Genomic DNA, 15,310 nt, shown 5'->3' with positions numbered 1-15,310 from the left:
GAACGTCGAATGAGCGCATTGGCGGAAATCCTGTTCGGCGGCCTGTTCCAGGGCTCGCTCTACGCCATGATGGCGGTCGGGCTGGCTTTGGTCTGGACGACGATCGGCGTGTTCAACTTCAGCCATGGCGTGTTCATGATGCTGGGCGCCTATATCGCCTGGCAGCTGGTCGAGTTCGGGCTGCCGGCGGCAGTGGCCTTTCCAATCGCTGTCGTCGTCATGGCCGGTGTCGGCTGGATCCTGCAGGCGAGCGTCGTGCGGCCGCTGATCGGCCGGCCCAACATCGTGCTGGTCGTCGTCATCACCACGCTTGCCGCCGGATCGCTGATCGAGAACGGAGCGCTCACCATCTGGGGGCCGCGCTCCAAGCAGATCCCGGCGCTGATCGACGGCAACGCCACCATCGGCGGCGTCGGCGTTTCGCTCCACCAGATCGCCATCATCGTCATCACGCCGCTGATCCTGGCGGCACTGTGGATGTTCCTCAACCGCACGCGGCTCGGATTGGCGTTGCGTGCGGTGGCGCAGAACGAGGATGCCAGCCATCTGGTCGGGCTGAACGTCACCGCGCTCTATGGGCTCGCCTTCGCCATCGCCGCATCGCTGGCGGGGCTCGCCGGCATCTTCATGGGCGGTTATCGTTTCATGTCGCCGGTGATGGGCTCGGACCCGCTGCTCAAGGCGCTGATCGTCGTCGTGTTCGGCGGCATATCGAGCATATCGGGACCGATCTTCGCCGCCTATCTGATCGGCTTCTTCGAGGCCGCCTGCAGCTATTATTTCGGCCTCTACTGGACGCCGGCGATGCTGTTCGGCGTGCTGATCCTGACCCTGATGGTGCGCCCCGAAGGCATTTTCGCCAGCCGCTCGCGAGGCCTCGCATGACCGACACGACTTCGCCGATCACCCAGATCCGTACAGCTGCGGCAACCCCGATCGCACCCGGCCGCACGCCGTGGAAGCACGAAGCCGTCGGCTTCGTACTAGGCTTCGCACTGCTGGCACTGTTGCCGCTGGTCTTCGGCGACACCTATGCCCGCCACATCCTGATCATGGCCTTCATCTACGCCATCGTGGCGTCGAACTGGGACCTCAGCCTCGGCTATGGCGGCGTCTTCAATTTCGGCCATCTGGCGCTGTTCGGCATTGGCGTCTACGCCTACAGCCTGCTCACCAAGCTGGCCGGGTTCGACCCGTGGATCGCGCTTCTTGCCAGCGGCATCATCGCCACGCTTGCCGCGATCGTGGTGACAATCCCGATCCTGCGCCTGAAGGGCATCTATATCATCCTGGTCACCTTCGGCTTCGCGCAATTGGTCATGCAGGTGATCCTCAGCCAGTCCGACATCACCGGTGGCACGCAAGGGATCGTGCGTATCCCCGGCCTCTACTGGTTCGACCACAACATGGTCCGCGACGCCAAATTCGCCTATTTCTACATCGCGCTGGCGCTGCTGGTGGCGAGCACGCTGTTTCTGCGCGTGTTCGTGCGCTCGCGCGCCGGCGCCAGCATCGTGGCGTTGCGCGACAATGAGGAATATGCCATCAGCCGAGGCGTCTCGATCGTTCGCCAGCGCATGCTGACGCTGGCGGCAAGCGCCTTCTTCACCGGCATTGCCGGCGCCTTCTACGCCGCCTACCAACGCAATGCCTCGATCGACGTGTTCGGCATGAGCCTGGCGACCATCATCCTGTCGATGGTGCTGCTGGGCGGCACCAGCACCATCTATGGTGCCGTCGTCGCCTCCTTCGTGCTGACGATCTTCGCCGAGTGGATGGCCGATTTCGGGGCATGGCGCCCGATCATCACGGCGGTGCTGATCATCGGCGTCATGCTGGCCTATCCCAGCGGACTGGCCGGCATGATCAGGTCGGCATGGGGTGCGGTCGCCGGGCGGGTCAAGCGCCCGGCCTGACCGCCCGAAAAGTTAGCTCCGCTCAGCGCACGCCGCACCAGTCGATCACCGAAGCGGCGATAACCTTGGCGGTCTCGACAACCGATTCCACCTCGACATATTCGTTGGCGCCATGGAAGCCGTCGCCCGACGGGCCGAAGATGACGCCGTCGACGCCGGCGCCGGCATAATGCGCGGCATCGCACACGGCGACAAAGCCGCTTGCCTTCGGCGTCTTGCCGATAGCGGCCTTGCGTTTCATCAGCGACGTCACCAGCGGATGGTCGACCGGGGTGTTCATGGGCGGGAAATGCAGCCCGCCGAGCTCCCATTGGATGGTCGGCGGGTTGTCGCGCAGCCAGGCGTCGGCCTCGGCGAAATGATGGACGAACTCCTCGAAGTCGCGGCGGTATTCCGACGAGTTTTCGTCCGGCAGGAATTTCATGTCGAGGTCGAGCACCGCGACATCGGGAATGATGGCCGGATTGGTCATCACCGTCGGCAGGCCATGTTCGCCAAGGCCCGTTCCGCCATGCATGACACCGATGTTGATCGTGTTCATGCCGACCGGCAGCAGCGGATGAGATTTCGCCCGTGTCCGGTCCAACTCATATTGGCGGACGGCGGCGATGAACCGCGCCGCGATCTCGATCGCGTTGACGCCCGGCTTCAGCCGGCCCTTGTCGTGCCTCTGCGGATAGATTTCGTTGTAGCGCAGCGCCGAATGCGCGTTGCGGCCACGGATCGTCACCCGCGCCCACTCAAGCCCGCCCTCGACCGGCAGGACATCGCCCCAGGTCGGCTCGGCGACCAGCACCGCCTTGGCGAGCTTGCCCTTCTTCACCGCATCCATGGCGCCGAAGCCGCCGGCCTCCTCGTCGACGACGGAGTGGATCGCCAGCCGCCCCTGCAGCGTGATGCCTGCCTTGCGGATCGCGTGCGCGGCGGCGACGCAAGCCGCGACGCCGCCCTTCATGTCGACCGCGCCCCGGCCATAGAGCCGGCCGTCAGTGATCTCACCGCCGAACGGATCGACCGACCAGTCCTTCATCTCGCCGACCGGCACGACATCGATGTGCCCGCACAGGATCAGGCTGCGGTCTTCGCTTCCAGCCCATTCGCCGACCAGATTTGGCCGGCCGGGCAAGGCGTCCCATTGTTCGGTCTTGAAGCCATCGTGCTTCAAGATCGGCTCCAAGAGCGCCTGGACGTCCGCCTCGCGATTGATCGCCCGATTGGCTTCGAATTTGGGATTGACCGAAGGGATGCGGACCATGTCGCGGACCAGACCGATCAGCCAGTCGCGGTCGGCCTCGATTTCAGCCTGCGCGGCATCGATGATGGTCTGGATATCGGCCATGATTGTTCCTTCCTCGCATCGCCGCGCCGGGCGCTTCGACGCTATTTCCTCGGGGTTCTTGGTTTGGTGGTTTCGGTGTCGAAGGGCGACAGGCAGGCATCGAGGGTAACGGCATTGGCGCTGCGGATCTTCTCGATGTCCTCGATGCGCTTGCGTACCCCGGCGCCATGGCCTTCCAACGCATGGGCAAAAACGGTTTCCATCTGCGCGACGGCGGTCGCCAGCGTGTCGAAGGGCGAGTTGGCGTCGATCGCCGCGACCATGGTCAGGTCGGCTACGTCAGCGATCGGCGACAGCCACACATCGGTGAACAGCAGGACGGAGACGCCGCGTTCTTTCGCCTGCTGTGCAAAACTCACCACGTCCGACTGGTAGCGCCGGTAGTCGAACACGACGAGAAGGTCGCGCTTGCCAAGGTCGATCAACAGGTCGAAATCGGCGGGGCTCAACGAACCGATGTCGCGCACGCCGGAGCGGAACTGCAGAAGGTAACCGGCAAGCATGGAGGCGATATGGCGGCTGAAACGGCCGCCCAGCAGCACGACCTGGCCCTTGGTCTCGAGCAGCAGGTTGACGGCGCGCGTATAGGCCTGCAGGGGCACCGCCGTGCGCGTACGCTCCAGACTGTCGGAAACCGAATGGAAATAGGCCAGTGCCGTGCCTTCGCTGGAGCCGCCCGGACGCTTGGCCTCCATCATCAGCAGCGGCGAATGCAGCCGGGATTCCACTTCCGTGAGCAACCGGGCCTGGAAATCGGCAAAGCCGACATAGCCGAGCTTGGTCATCAGCCGCGTCACGCTCGGGTCGCTGACGCCGGCGCGACGCGCCAGCCGGGTCGCTGTTCCCAACCCCGACATCGGATAATCGGCAAGCAGGACCTGAACGATCTTTTCTTCCGCCGACGTGAACGCCAAGGTGGCGTTGGCCAGTTCTTCGCGGATCGACATGGTCATCGCCTCTCGCCGGGGAAAGACGATTATCTTACAATTTCATGCCTGATTGTCAAATTTGGATAATATCTTACAGGCTTGCAGAGTCGACCTATCTGAAGCTGGCGATGGGCAGGAATTTCACCGCGGAGCCGGTGAAGCGGCGGTGATCGGACGTCTTTCCTCGTGGCTGGAATCCATCGAGATAAACCTGCTCCGGCGCCGTGCGGATGAAATTGGCGGCAATGACGGGCGCCGCCATCGAGCCGGCTCCTGCGCTGCCGCGACCGCTTTCACGCGGACGGCCGGTCAATGCCGCGGGTACAATGACGGCGGTGCCCTTGGGGTCGAGACGTGGCTGGACACGGTCGGCCTTGGGGCTTGTCCTGGCACGATCTTCGGGTTTCGACGCCGGGACCGCAATCGGCTGGCCAGCCAGCGGATCGAGATTGTCATCGGCGTGATGCGTGGCGAGCAAGGCGCCGATTGCATCGGCGGGTTTGGCCGCCTCCGGCTGTCGCGCAGGCCCCGTCCGGCCTTCGGGCCGCCATGTCGGGACAGGGATGTTGAGCGCCACCATGTTCGGACCGGCAATCGCGAGAGCGGCGCCAGCCTTGCCCGAGGCAGTTTCGGCGCCGGCCGCCGGTTCAGCCCGCGCCGGAGATGCGCTGGCTACGCCGAGCGGCACGGTTTGCGGGGTTGGAATGCTGGCAGCGAGCCCGGTGCGCGGTGCGAAAGCGGGTACCGGCACCGTGCCGGGCGCCATCGCCATGACGATCGCTTCGGGCGTCTTCGCGGGCGTTTCTTCCGGGGAAACCATCTGAATGTCCGCCCGCTGGGCTGCCTCCGGCGCCACGATAGCGATGCCCTGTCCGGCCATCTTCGGTTCATCGGCCGTCTTGGGGTCACCGGCCGTCTTGGGCTCAACCGGCTTCGCCGGCTTGCGTGGCGCAGGCGCCACTTCCGCGGCATCGTCGGCATCGTCCGTGCCGCGCCCACCTAACAGCGACGCCAGCAGGCCACGCGCCGGCCTGCGTTGGCCGCCGTCGGCGCTTGCCAGTTCGATGTTGGGCGTGCCGGCGGCCTTGCGCGATTTGTAGGCGGCAAACGCTTGATCGTAGCCGGGCAGCGGCTTGCCGTCGCTCGGCACATGGAGCGTATTGCCGTTGGGGAAGACCCTGGCCAGTTCCTGGCGGCTGATGCCCGGCCAATGCCGCACATTGCCGACGTCCATGTGGATGAAGGGCGAACCGGAAGTCGGATAATAGCCGACGCCGCCGCCCTGCATCTTCAGGCCGATGTCGCGCAGCTTCTTCAGCGGCACATCCGGCAGGAAGAAATCCATGGCGCGGCCAACCATGTGCTGGCTTTCGCGGGCCACCCCTTTCGAACGGCCGCGCAGCATGGCGTTGGTCGCCGGCGAGCGATAGGCGCTGACCACATGGATATAGCTGGTCGAGCCGCTGGCGCGATAAGCCTGCCAGACCAGGTCGAGCAGACGCGGATCCATCCTGGTCGGCTCGTTGCGGCGCCAGTCGCGCAGCATGAAGTTGATCTTCTTCAGGCCCGCCTGATCGTAACGCCCGTCGCGCTTGAAGACGATCTCGGCCTTCTCGCCCGTATGGAGATGCTGAATTCGCAGGGCGCGCGTTTCGGCGAACGCATCGGTGATGCACATGCAAAAGAAAGCGGCCATGAAAGCCTGCAACCGGGTCCAGAAGCGGAAACCGCCGGGCGCGTTCTGTTGGCTTTCAATCACGTTCATGCCTTGCACATCGTTCCTGTTTCGGGCGATTTGACGTCCTCGCCGGAGGCGGAGCCTTCTTTCCAGCACCCTTCCCGACGCTGCTGACCAGGCGGACAGGCCAGACTTGACCAGGCGGACAGGCCAGCCATTCCACAACACGTCATGTCGAAGAACAGCATCTTGGTTAACGAATCGTGTCATGCGGCTTTTCGACTGGAGGTTGCCGCCCCCCGCCTTTGGGGAAAGCCACGTTGTCTTCCGGCTGAACGCGCCAACACAGGCAGGCCGACCGACAGGAAACCTTTCATGCAAGTTGGCCGTTGTAGCTGGAAGAGAGGAGAAGTTGAATGGCATCCGTCCGGTACATCGTTTCGAACGTCGACAAGGCGGTCGCGTTCTATCGAGACAATCTCGATTTCAAGATCGACACGCACAATCCGGGCAAGTTCGCCGCGCTGTTGCGCGACGACTTGACGCTGTATCTCAGCGCTCCAGGTGCGGGGAGCGGTGGTCAGGCGGGCGGCGATCCAAAGCCGGGCGGGTGGAACCGATTTATGATCATTACGACCGAGATCGATGTCCTCATCGAGCGGTTGCGCCGCACTGACGCAAGATTCCGCGGCAAGATCAGCGACGGCGGTGCCGGCCGCGCCATCTTGCTCGAAGATCCCTCTGGCAACGTTATCGAGCTATTCGAGTTCAAGAAGGATCGAGCCTGATTTAAAGCTCGTGGCGACGCTGGTTTTGATCGCCTTCGCGGTGCTGACAATGTCAAGCTTATAGGTGTTCCCAATCAACGGGATAGGCTGGTGCTGCGAGAGAGGATTGAACTCTCGACCTCTCCCTTACCAAGGGAGTGCTCTACCACTGAGCTACCGCAGCCGCTGATGGCGGGGCTTCTGCCATATCGAACCGGCAAGCGCAAGGCCAAGAACAACGCTTCTGTGAAAGCCTTTGCCGGATAGCTTTCTATGACATGGCGGTGCCACAATGTTGGCTACCCTGAATGGGGGTTGGCTGGCTGCCAGCCGGGGCAGGACGATGAACGACACGACAAATCCACCGAAAAGCAGCGGAACGACCCGCAAGGACCGGCTCGCCGAGCAGTTGCGCGCCAATCTGCAGAAGCGCAAGGTGCAGTCGCGCTCGCGCCGGAGTGGCGACGCCGACAAGCGGCGCGCCGGGGAGGCCGACCAGCGGCCCGACGGGCTTGGCGCGGCAAAGGAAATGCAGAAAGATTAACTCAAATCGGCCACTCTTGGACCGGGGTGGGCGAAATCCTATTTCTTGAACCATACCGGCCAATGGTCTAGACGGGCCGACACTCAAACGATTGAACCGGCCTTTTCTGGCCGAGAGGGACATTCTCCAATGGATCGCATCAGAATCGTCGGCGGCAACAAGCTTGCCGGAAGCATTCCGATCTCGGGCGCGAAAAACGCCGCCCTGCCGCTGATGATCGCCTCGCTTCTGACCGACGACACGCTGACACTCGAAAACGTGCCGCATCTGGCCGATGTCGAGCAACTGATCCGCATCCTCGGCAATCATGGCGTCGACTATTCGGTCAATGGCCGCCGCGAGAAGCAGAATGAGGGCTATTCGCGCACCATCAACTTTTCCGCCCGCAACATCGTCGACACGACAGCTCCTTACGAGCTGGTGTCCAAGATGCGCGCCTCGTTCTGGGTGATCGGGCCGCTGCTGGCCCGGATGGGCGAGGCCAAGGTGTCGCTGCCCGGCGGCTGCGCCATCGGCACGCGCCCGGTCGACCTGTTCCTCGAAGGCCTGCAGGCGCTGGGCGCCGATATCGATGTCGACACCGGCTATGTCATCGCCAAGACCCGCAATGGCCGCCTCGTCGGCAACCGTTACGTCTTCCCCAAGGTCTCGGTCGGCGCCACCCACGTGCTGATGATGGCGGCATCGCTCGCCAAGGGCGAGACGGTGCTGGAAAACGCCGCCTGCGAGCCCGAGATCGTCAATCTCGCCGAATGCCTCAACGCCATGGGCGCCAGGATTTCCGGCGCCGGCACGCCGACCATCACCATCGACGGCGTCGAAGCGCTGTCGGGGGCGCGCGTGCGCGTCATCCCCGACCGCATCGAGACCGGCACCTATGCCATGGCCGTGGCGATGACCGGCGGCGACGTCGTGCTGGAAGGCGCACGGCCGGAGCTGCTGCAGACCGCGCTCGACGTGATTTCGCAGACGGGCGCGGAGATCACGCAGACCAATTCCGGCATCCGCGTGAAGCGCAATGGCGCCGGGATTTCGCCGGTCGACGTGACGACGGCGCCCTTCCCGGCCTTCCCGACCGATCTGCAGGCACAGTTCATGGGCCTGATGACCATGGCCAAGGGCAAGTCGCGCATCACCGAGACGATCTTCGAAAACCGCTTCATGCACGTCCAGGAACTGGCGCGGCTCGGCGCCCACATCACGCTTTCGGGCCAGACGGCGATCGTCGACGGCGTGGCGAAGCTGAAGGGCGCGCCGGTCATGGCGACCGATCTTCGCGCTTCGGTCTCGCTGGTCATCGCCGGTCTGGCCGCCGAAGGCGAGACCACGGTCAACCGCGTCTACCATCTCGATCGCGGCTTCGAGCGGCTGGAGGAAAAGCTTTCCAATTGCGGCGCGGTGATCGAGCGGATTTCTGCCTGACGATCCGCGGTCGCTTGGCGAAATCATCTGCAAAGCGTTCCTTCTCCCGTCACCATACGGGAAGAAGTGCCCGGCAGGGACGATGAGGGGTGCGCAAAACCTGCGGCAAATGCCTCTGGCGGTATTCCTGTCGCGGTTGCACCGATCGGAAAGACCGCCTAACAGAAAGGCTGATTGCCAACCTCTGGGTGTGAAATCCGCATGGCCTTAAAACTCATTGCGCTCGACGATCAGGATCTGGGCATCGTCTCGGCCCATCTCCAGGACGCCGTGATGAAGGTCTCGGACCTCGAATTCTTGCCCAAGGCCAAACGGTTCGTGCTGACCATGAACCGTTTCGTGTGGGAGGCCAAATCCGGCCTGTTTCGCCAGCACAATGAGCGGCGGCAGGCGGTGCTGCATTTCGACCGGGTGCTGGGCGCCAAGACCAACGGCATTGCCCGCGACAAGCCGGCCGAAATCCTCTCCCTGCTGGCGATCAGCTTCATCGAGATCAGCAAGCCGGCCGGCATCGTCGAACTGATCTTCTCGGGTGGCGGTACCATCATGCTCGACGTCGAATGCATCGAGGCCCGCCTTGCCGATATCGGCGGTGCGTGGGAAGCCACGTCGCGCCCCATCCACAGGGCTTGAGCATACAATGGCCATCACGCTTCGCCAGTCCGACGCCGATTTCGAGCAGCGTTTCGCCGCCTTCCTCATGACCAAGCGCGAGGTATCGGCCGATGTCGACGCCGTAGTGCGCGACATCATCGCGCGCGTGCGCGCCGAGGGCGACACGGCACTGATCGACTACACGCAGAAATTCGGCGGAGGCGACCTCGCCGCGCTAGGCATTGCCGTCTCGGCGGAAGACATCGCCGGCGCCTATGCCGAGGCCGATCCGGCCACGGTCGAGGCGCTGAAATTCGCACGTGACCGCATCCGGTCCCATCACCAGCGGCAAAAGCCGCAGGACGAACGCTACACGGATGCCGCCGGCGTCGAGCTCGGCTCGCGCTGGACCGCGATCGAGGCGGTCGGACTCTATGTGCCGGGCGGCACGGCAAGCTATCCGAGTTCGGTGCTGATGAACGCCGTGCCGGCCAAGGTAGCAGGCGTCGAGCGCATCGTCATGGTCGTGCCGGCACCGCACGGTGTCGTCAACCCGCTGGTGCTGGTGGCGGCGGATATATCAGGCGTCTCCGAAATCTACCGCGTCGGCGGCGCGCAGGCGATCGCCGCACTTGCCTATGGCACGCAGACGATCAAGCCGGTGGCCAAGATCGTCGGCCCCGGCAATGCCTATGTCGCCGCGGCCAAGCGGCGGGTGTTTGGCACCGTCGGCATCGACATGATCGCGGGGCCGTCGGAAGTGCTTGTCGTGGCCGACGGCGGCAATGATCCGGAGTGGATCGCGGCGGACCTGCTTGCCCAGGCCGAACATGATGTGTCGGCGCAGTCGATCCTGATCACCGACGATCCGGCGTTCGGCGAGGCGGTCGAACGGGCGGTCGAGCGTCAGTTGCAAAGCCTCTCGCGCGGCGATACGGCGGCGCAGAGCTGGCGCGATTTCGGCGCCGTCATCCTGGTTCCGACGATCGAAGCGTCGCTGCCGCTGGTCGACCGCATCGCGGCCGAGCATGTCGAACTGGCCATCGACGATGCCGAAGGCTTCCTCGCGAAGATGCGCAATGCCGGTGCCGTCTTCCTCGGCCGCCACACGCCGGAAGCCATCGGCGACTATGTCGGCGGCTCCAACCATGTGCTGCCGACGGCGCGCTCGGCGCGCTTCTCGTCGGGCCTGTCGGTCCTCGACTTCGTCAAGCGCACCTCGGTCCTGAAACTCGGGCCGGAACAGTTGCGCATGCTGGCACCGGCGGCGATCGCACTCGCGCGGGCGGAGGGGCTCGACGCGCATGGCCGCTCCGTCACTATCCGGCTGAACATGTAGGCCGGCATGACGGGCTCCGGTCAAACCCGCGCAAAACTGATCGATGTCGAACTCGATGAATCGATCGGCCGTTCGACGCCCGATGTCGAGCATGAGCGGGCGGTGGCGATCTTCGACCTGATCGAGGAGAACCGTTTTCAGCCCGTCAACGACAGCGGCACGGGTCCTTACCGGCTGAAGCTGTCGCTGGCCGAGTCCCGCCTGGTCTTTGCCGTGGCGCGCGAGGACGGCGCCGCCGTCGTCACCCACATCCTGTCGCTGACGCCGCTCAGGCGCATCGTCAAGGACTACTACATGATCTGCGAGAGCTATTACGACGCCATCCGCTCCTCGACGCCGAGCCATATCGAGGCGATCGACATGGGCCGCCGTGGCCTGCACAATGAGGGCTCGCAGACGCTGATGGATCGGCTCTCCGGCAAGATCGACATCGACTTCGACACGGCGCGACGGCTGTTCACGCTGGTCTGCGTGCTGCACTGGCGGGGCTGACCCTGGCCCCCGGCGCCCTGCCCCGCTCGGTCCTGTTCCTGTGCGGCATGAATGCCGTGCGCTCGCCGATGGCCGAGCAGCTGGCGCGCCGGATGCTGCCCCCCACCATTTTCGTCGCCTCGGCCGGTGTGCGCGCCGGCGAGCGAGACCCGTTCGTCGATGCCGTGCTTGCCGAGGACGGCCTGACGCTTGGCGAACGTCATCCACGGACGCTGGAGGATCTGGAGGATGACTATTTCGACCTGATCGTCACACTGGCGCCGGAGGCGCACCATGCCGCGCTCGAACTCACCCGCTCGCTTGCCGTCGAGGTGGAATACTGGCCGACGCCGGACCCCACCGACGCCGGCGGCACGCGCGAACACATCATGGCTAGCTATCGCGACGTCCGCGAGCGGCTGAAGTTGCGCATAGGCCGACGTTTTTTGCTTCCAGGAGCAAAAAACGCGACGGATTAAGCGTGTTCACAAGCGAACGATTATCATATACGTTCCGCCGAAATTCCGGCCAGAGTCGGAAGTAGAGCATGATCCGAAAACCGCTTCACACTTCTCGGCATCATGCTCTAGCGCCGAAACTGCCATCCAAGCAAAGGTATCGAATGCCGAAGGAAGAAGTCCTCGAGTTTCCGGGTATCGTCACGGAATTGTTGCCCAACGCGATGTTCAGGGTGAAGCTCGAAAACGAACACGAGATCATCGCCCATACGGCCGGCCGCATGCGCAAGAACCGCATCCGCGTGCTGACCGGCGACAAGGTTCTGGTCGAAATGACACCCTACGACCTGACCAAGGGCCGCATCACCTACCGTTTCAAGTAAGATCAAGACCCGAGCGCGATGAGCATTTTGCAGAAGCTGGTGCTTGCCTCGGGTTCGCCGCGCCGCATCGAACTCTTGCAGCAGGCCGGCATCGAGCCTGACCGTATCCTGCCAGCCGATATCGACGAAACGCCGCTGCGTGCCGAGCATCCGCGCTCGCTGGCCAAGCGCTTGTCGAAGGAAAAGGCCGAGAAGGCGTTCGCGTCGCTGAAGACCGAGACCGACTATGCGCCGAGCTTCGTGCTGGCCGCCGACACGGTTGTTGCCGTCGGGCGGCGCATCCTGCCCAAGGCCGAAACGCTGGACGATGCCGCCAACTGCCTCGGGCTCTTGTCCGGTCGTTCTCACCGGGTCTATTCAGGCATCTGCCTGATCACGCCGGGCGGCAAATTGCGCCAGCGGCTGGTCGAGACGCGGGTGCGTTTCAAGCGGCTGCCGCGCGAGGAGATCGACGCCTATGTCGCCTCGGGCGAATGGCGCGGCAAGGCCGGCGGCTATGCCGTGCAGGGCCTCGCCGGCTCCTTCGTCGTCAAGCTCGTCGGCTCCTACACCAACATCGTCGGCCTGCCGCTCTATGAGACGGCGGCGCTGCTGTCGGGCGAAGGTTTCAAGACCCATCAAAACTGGTCCTCCGCGCGACCATGAGCCTGGACGACAAAGTCACGCCGCTGCGGCCCAAGCGCCCGTGCCCCGAATGCGGCAAGCCGTCGGCGCGCGAGACCTATCCGTTCTGCTCGAAGCGTTGCAAGGACATCGACCTCAACCGCTGGCTGAAGGGTGCCTATGTCATCTCGGCCCGCGACGACGAGGAAGAACCCGACGCCGACGAGCCAAAATAAGGCCAGGCCATCAGCGCGGGCCAGACTTTCGATCAGGCTTCTGGCGAGCCCGCAGGGCCATTGGAGTCCGACTGCAAAAAGAATCTGTCGAGGAGGGGAATGCAGGCCGCCCCAAGGCCGGCTGCCTGCCGGTCCGACGTGCCCTCCCTGACGAAGAGAGACGCAAGATCGCTGGCGCCGATGGCCGTGAGCTTTTCCCTGATCTCCCTCACCAGCTCGGCTCTCACCCATTGCGGCATGAGGCCGTCCAGAACGATGCCCCTGAATGTGGCAAGCGCCGACGCCGAATGGACCGCCAGCGATATGCTGGACGAGGTTGCCTCAATCCATTTCCTGAGTTGCGGGTCAGGGGCGCGAGACCCTGGCGCCAGGCCGACATCGTCAACCGAAACCGATGTGCCGAGCGGTGCCACGCCGCCGGTCGCAGATGGCACCAGGATACGTCCGATCCCAGGCCTTGCATCGCGGCGCGAGAAGCCGAGCCGACCATGTTGGACAATGCCTCCGTCAAGCGAATGCCCTATGAAGATATAGAGGAAGTCGGGCGCGCCTCCGGCCAGCCCATAGGCCAGTTCCGCGCTGCATGCCGCCACCGCATCCCGGTCGAGATAGATCGATAGATGTGTTTCCTTGCCCATCTGCAGGGCCAGGTCCTCAAACTCGGCCCACGCGCTCTCCGGACCGTCCGTGCCCTTGCCGTTGGCAACCGCCGCAAGAATATCCGAAGCTACCGCTATGCCGATGTCCTCCAGCCTCGCGTGCTGGGCTGAGGTCAGGCGCGAGCGCATCTCGGCAATCGCTGTATATGCGATGCGTGCTATTTCACCCATTTCGCCCGCGCCGTACGACAGCCTTCGCTGCTCCAGGACCCCGCCGACAAAATCGACCAGTGCGATGTCCGCATGGCGCAGCCCCAGCCGCAGGCCTAGAAACAGCGCTCCCTCGGGATTGATCGACATCGGGACCGATGGCTGTCCGACCTTGCCTTTGATGGGCCTTCCCGCCACCAACAGTCCTTCCGCCTCGAGGGAGCGGACGATGACGGACGCGGTCTGCTTGGTGAGCCCGGTGATCTCGGCGATCTGAGCTTTGGACAGTTGACCGTGTATCCTGATCAGCGACAGGGCAAGACGTTCATTCGACGCGCGGAGGCCGACCTGGTTCGCGCCCCTGTAACCTGAATAAATACCGTTCGGGCTCGTTCGGGCAGAGCTTGCGCCACCTATACGTCCGGTCACAGTGATACCCCAATAAGGACGCGCCCGCCGACCTTGGTGTTGGCGGACGCAGATACGACCCTTGGCAAGGATTTGCAGGAGGAGGGTAAATAAGTCAATCGAAATTACCTATTGACTTGGTCTGCGACCTGAAAGTAGCTGACATGGACCAAAGACGAGGAAAGCGAAGATGATACGCGGCGACTGGATCGCAACATGGACTGCCAGCCCTATGAATGTCTGGGCCGCCGACATGGTGATCCCAGGGTTCTACAACCAGACGGTTCGCGAGATTGCCCGCATCAGCGTCGGAGGCCGGCGGTTAAGGATACGGGTGTCGAACGAGTTCGGCAGCGCACCGATCGTCATCAACGCGGCGCACGTCGCACTTGCGGGCGAGGACGGAGCCATCCAGCCCCTGACAAGCCGCCCCCTCACCTTTGGCGGCGAGGCGACCGCCTCGATTGCGCCGGGCGCTCCACTGTTCAGCGATCCCGTGGAACTGGCAACGCCCGCGCTGTCCCGGCTTGCCTTGAGTTTCTATGTGAGCGGCCATCTTCCGGTGGAAACCCATCATTACGAGGCGCAGCAGACGGCATTCATATCCATACCGGGGAATTTCGCCGCCTCCGAACTCCTGCCGCTTCAGCAAACCACCACCAGCCGCTACTTCGCTTCAGCCATCTATGTCGACGCAAAGGAAGGATCGCGCGCGATTGCCTGCTTCGGCGACTCCATCACCGACGGCTACGGCTCGCAGATAGACGGCGACAGGCGGTGGCCGGACATTCTGAGCGAGCGGCTCAGCGCCGGCACCGCGACGCAGGACCTGGCCGTGCTCAATCTTGGTATCGGCGGCAACCGGCTTCTGAGCAATCGCCGCGGCACGAAGGCTTTGGAGCGGTTCGACCGCGATGTGCTCAGCCTGCCCAGGGTGTCGCATCTCATCATTCTGGAGGGCGTCAACGACATAGGCTGGCCCAACACCGCGCTTGCGGGCGCCGATGAGGCCGTAACGGCAAAACAAATCATATCGGCGATCCGGCAGCTTGCCGTGCGCGCCGAGACTGCCGGCATTCGCGTCATACTGGGGACCCTGACCCCATTCGAAGGAACAACATCGGAATCGCCGGTCGGCGATTTCTACACGCCCGAGAAAGAGAAGGTTCGCGGCGCCGTCAATGCATGGATCCGAAAGGCCGAGGGCGTTTACGGCTTTGTCGACTTTGATGCCGCCGTTCGCGATCCCGGCCGGCCAACCAAGCTTCTCCCAGCCTATGATTGCGGCGATCACATCCACCCGAGCGACGCAGGCTACAGGGCCATGGCGCAAGCCATCGACATGGCCCTGTTCGAATAGGCGAACAATTAGTAAGTCATTATGACTTATTATTGACACCCGTCATTGTTTGTT

17 protein-coding genes and 1 tRNA gene are annotated in these 15,310 nt (G+C 63.7%); 13 read left to right on the top strand and 5 right to left on the bottom strand.

The window, feature by feature from the left end; translation table 11 throughout:
- The first annotated feature begins 9 nt into the window (after positions 1-9).
- Together EN851_RS27355 and EN851_RS27350 are read left to right on the top strand one after the other, a co-directional pair.
- Positions 10-885: a branched-chain amino acid ABC transporter permease gene (locus tag EN851_RS27355; protein ID WP_135861931.1), complete on the top strand. Its 876-nt coding sequence runs from the start codon at positions 10-12 to the stop codon at positions 883-885.
- The gene (locus EN851_RS27350) at positions 882-1,916 is read left to right on the top strand and encodes a branched-chain amino acid ABC transporter permease (protein WP_135861933.1); all 1,035 of its coding nucleotides are present in this window, start codon (positions 882-884) and stop codon (positions 1,914-1,916) included. Before EN851_RS27355 ends, EN851_RS27350 begins: the two co-directional genes overlap by 4 nt.
- A gap of 22 nt (positions 1,917-1,938) precedes the next feature.
- Here the strand turns inward: EN851_RS27350 and EN851_RS27345 are convergent, their stop codons facing one another.
- From EN851_RS27345 to EN851_RS27335, 3 genes are all read right to left on the bottom strand, one after another.
- On the bottom strand, positions 1,939-3,255 hold the full coding sequence (locus EN851_RS27345) for an ArgE/DapE family deacylase (protein WP_135861935.1): 1,317 nt from the start codon (positions 3,253-3,255) through the stop codon (positions 1,939-1,941).
- Between the two features lie 41 nt (positions 3,256-3,296).
- Complete coding sequence (locus EN851_RS27340; protein WP_135930388.1) at positions 3,297-4,202, bottom strand: MurR/RpiR family transcriptional regulator; 906 nt, start codon at positions 4,200-4,202, stop codon at positions 3,297-3,299.
- Positions 4,203-4,296: 94 nt separating this feature from the next.
- Positions 4,297-5,949, bottom strand: coding sequence for a DUF882 domain-containing protein (locus tag EN851_RS27335; RefSeq protein WP_135930387.1), 1,653 nt, complete (start codon positions 5,947-5,949; stop codon positions 4,297-4,299).
- Positions 5,950-6,278: 329 nt separating this feature from the next.
- Here EN851_RS27335 and EN851_RS27330 point away from each other — a divergent pair, with 329 nt between their 5' ends.
- On the top strand, positions 6,279-6,650 hold the full coding sequence (locus EN851_RS27330; protein WP_135930386.1) for a VOC family protein: 372 nt from the start codon (positions 6,279-6,281) through the stop codon (positions 6,648-6,650).
- An 88-nt stretch (positions 6,651-6,738) separates the two neighbouring features.
- On the opposite strand, the gene EN851_RS27325 is transcribed toward EN851_RS27330, so the two are convergent.
- Positions 6,739-6,813, bottom strand: a tRNA-Thr gene (locus EN851_RS27325).
- A gap of 159 nt (positions 6,814-6,972) precedes the next feature.
- On the opposite strand from EN851_RS27325, the gene EN851_RS27320 reads away from it, so the two are divergent.
- The 9 genes from EN851_RS27320 to yacG all read left to right on the top strand — a co-directional run bounded on the left by EN851_RS27320 (position 6,973) and on the right by yacG (position 12,679).
- The gene (locus tag EN851_RS27320) at positions 6,973-7,173 is read left to right on the top strand and encodes a hypothetical protein (RefSeq protein WP_135930385.1); all 201 of its coding nucleotides are present in this window, start codon (positions 6,973-6,975) and stop codon (positions 7,171-7,173) included.
- Between the two features lie 129 nt (positions 7,174-7,302).
- A complete protein-coding gene (gene murA, locus EN851_RS27315; RefSeq protein WP_015316269.1) occupies positions 7,303-8,595 on the top strand; it encodes a UDP-N-acetylglucosamine 1-carboxyvinyltransferase in 1,293 nt (430 codons plus the stop codon).
- Positions 8,596-8,796: 201 nt separating this feature from the next.
- Positions 8,797-9,228, top strand: coding sequence for a DUF2948 family protein (locus tag EN851_RS27310; protein ID WP_135916967.1), 432 nt, complete (start codon positions 8,797-8,799; stop codon positions 9,226-9,228).
- A 7-nt stretch (positions 9,229-9,235) separates the two neighbouring features.
- A complete protein-coding gene (gene hisD, locus EN851_RS27305) occupies positions 9,236-10,528 on the top strand; it encodes a histidinol dehydrogenase (protein ID WP_135930384.1) in 1,293 nt (430 codons plus the stop codon).
- A gap of 6 nt (positions 10,529-10,534) precedes the next feature.
- Complete coding sequence (locus EN851_RS27300; protein WP_135881025.1) at positions 10,535-11,020, top strand: UPF0262 family protein; 486 nt, start codon at positions 10,535-10,537, stop codon at positions 11,018-11,020.
- Complete coding sequence (locus tag EN851_RS27295) at positions 11,008-11,478, top strand: low molecular weight phosphatase family protein (RefSeq protein ID WP_135881026.1); 471 nt, start codon at positions 11,008-11,010, stop codon at positions 11,476-11,478. The genes EN851_RS27300 and EN851_RS27295 overlap by 13 nt, the downstream gene beginning before the upstream one ends.
- A gap of 143 nt (positions 11,479-11,621) precedes the next feature.
- Positions 11,622-11,840, top strand: coding sequence for a translation initiation factor IF-1 (gene infA, locus EN851_RS27290; protein WP_006329283.1), 219 nt, complete (start codon positions 11,622-11,624; stop codon positions 11,838-11,840).
- An 18-nt stretch (positions 11,841-11,858) separates the two neighbouring features.
- Positions 11,859-12,485 carry a Maf-like protein gene (locus EN851_RS27285; protein WP_135881027.1) on the top strand — a complete coding sequence of 209 codons (627 nt, stop codon included), beginning with the start codon at positions 11,859-11,861 and terminating at the stop codon, positions 12,483-12,485.
- Positions 12,482-12,679, top strand: a complete 198-nt coding sequence (gene yacG, locus EN851_RS27280) for a DNA gyrase inhibitor YacG (protein ID WP_127870833.1) — start codon at positions 12,482-12,484, stop codon at positions 12,677-12,679. The genes EN851_RS27285 and yacG overlap by 4 nt, the downstream gene beginning before the upstream one ends.
- 32 nt (positions 12,680-12,711) lie before the next feature.
- Here yacG and EN851_RS27275 read toward each other — a convergent pair whose 3' ends face one another.
- Positions 12,712-13,917 (bottom strand): ROK family transcriptional regulator, encoded by a 1,206-nt coding sequence (locus tag EN851_RS27275; protein WP_127870832.1) that lies wholly within the window; start codon positions 13,915-13,917, stop codon positions 12,712-12,714.
- Between the two features lie 169 nt (positions 13,918-14,086).
- Here EN851_RS27275 and EN851_RS27270 point away from each other — a divergent pair, with 169 nt between their 5' ends.
- A complete protein-coding gene (locus EN851_RS27270) occupies positions 14,087-15,256 on the top strand; it encodes an SGNH/GDSL hydrolase family protein (RefSeq protein ID WP_135930383.1) in 1,170 nt (389 codons plus the stop codon).
- Positions 15,257-15,310: the final 54 nt, after the last annotated feature.

Source organism: Mesorhizobium sp. M8A.F.Ca.ET.208.01.1.1 (assembly GCF_004791315.1).
In the GTDB taxonomy this organism is placed as follows: domain Bacteria; phylum Pseudomonadota; class Alphaproteobacteria; order Rhizobiales; family Rhizobiaceae; genus Mesorhizobium.
This window is presented reverse-complemented; position numbering and strand designations above follow the sequence as displayed.

Excerpts from the sequence above, each read along its gene's own strand:
- EN851_RS27320 (WP_135930385.1), top strand. The coding sequence starts at position 6,973 with ATGAACGACACGACAAATCCACCGAAAAGCAGCGGAACGACCCGCAAG.
- EN851_RS27335 (WP_135930387.1), bottom strand. The coding sequence starts at position 5,949 with ATGAACGTGATTGAAAGCCAACAGAACGCGCCCGGCGGTTTCCGCTTC.
- EN851_RS27330 (WP_135930386.1), top strand. The coding sequence starts at position 6,279 with ATGGCATCCGTCCGGTACATCGTTTCGAACGTCGACAAGGCGGTCGCG.
- EN851_RS27310 (WP_135916967.1), top strand. The coding sequence starts at position 8,797 with ATGGCCTTAAAACTCATTGCGCTCGACGATCAGGATCTGGGCATCGTC.
- EN851_RS27285 (WP_135881027.1), top strand. The coding sequence starts at position 11,859 with ATGAGCATTTTGCAGAAGCTGGTGCTTGCCTCGGGTTCGCCGCGCCGC.
- infA (WP_006329283.1), top strand. The coding sequence starts at position 11,622 with ATGCCGAAGGAAGAAGTCCTCGAGTTTCCGGGTATCGTCACGGAATTG.
- EN851_RS27355 (WP_135861931.1), top strand. The coding sequence starts at position 10 with ATGAGCGCATTGGCGGAAATCCTGTTCGGCGGCCTGTTCCAGGGCTCG.
- EN851_RS27350 (WP_135861933.1), top strand. The coding sequence starts at position 882 with ATGACCGACACGACTTCGCCGATCACCCAGATCCGTACAGCTGCGGCA.
- hisD (WP_135930384.1), top strand. The coding sequence starts at position 9,236 with ATGGCCATCACGCTTCGCCAGTCCGACGCCGATTTCGAGCAGCGTTTC.
- EN851_RS27345 (WP_135861935.1), bottom strand. The coding sequence starts at position 3,255 with ATGGCCGATATCCAGACCATCATCGATGCCGCGCAGGCTGAAATCGAG.
- EN851_RS27270 (WP_135930383.1), top strand. The coding sequence starts at position 14,087 with ATGATACGCGGCGACTGGATCGCAACATGGACTGCCAGCCCTATGAAT.
- EN851_RS27340 (WP_135930388.1), bottom strand. The coding sequence starts at position 4,202 with ATGTCGATCCGCGAAGAACTGGCCAACGCCACCTTGGCGTTCACGTCG.
- EN851_RS27300 (WP_135881025.1), top strand. The coding sequence starts at position 10,535 with ATGACGGGCTCCGGTCAAACCCGCGCAAAACTGATCGATGTCGAACTC.
- yacG (WP_127870833.1), top strand. The coding sequence starts at position 12,482 with ATGAGCCTGGACGACAAAGTCACGCCGCTGCGGCCCAAGCGCCCGTGC.
- murA (WP_015316269.1), top strand. The coding sequence starts at position 7,303 with ATGGATCGCATCAGAATCGTCGGCGGCAACAAGCTTGCCGGAAGCATT.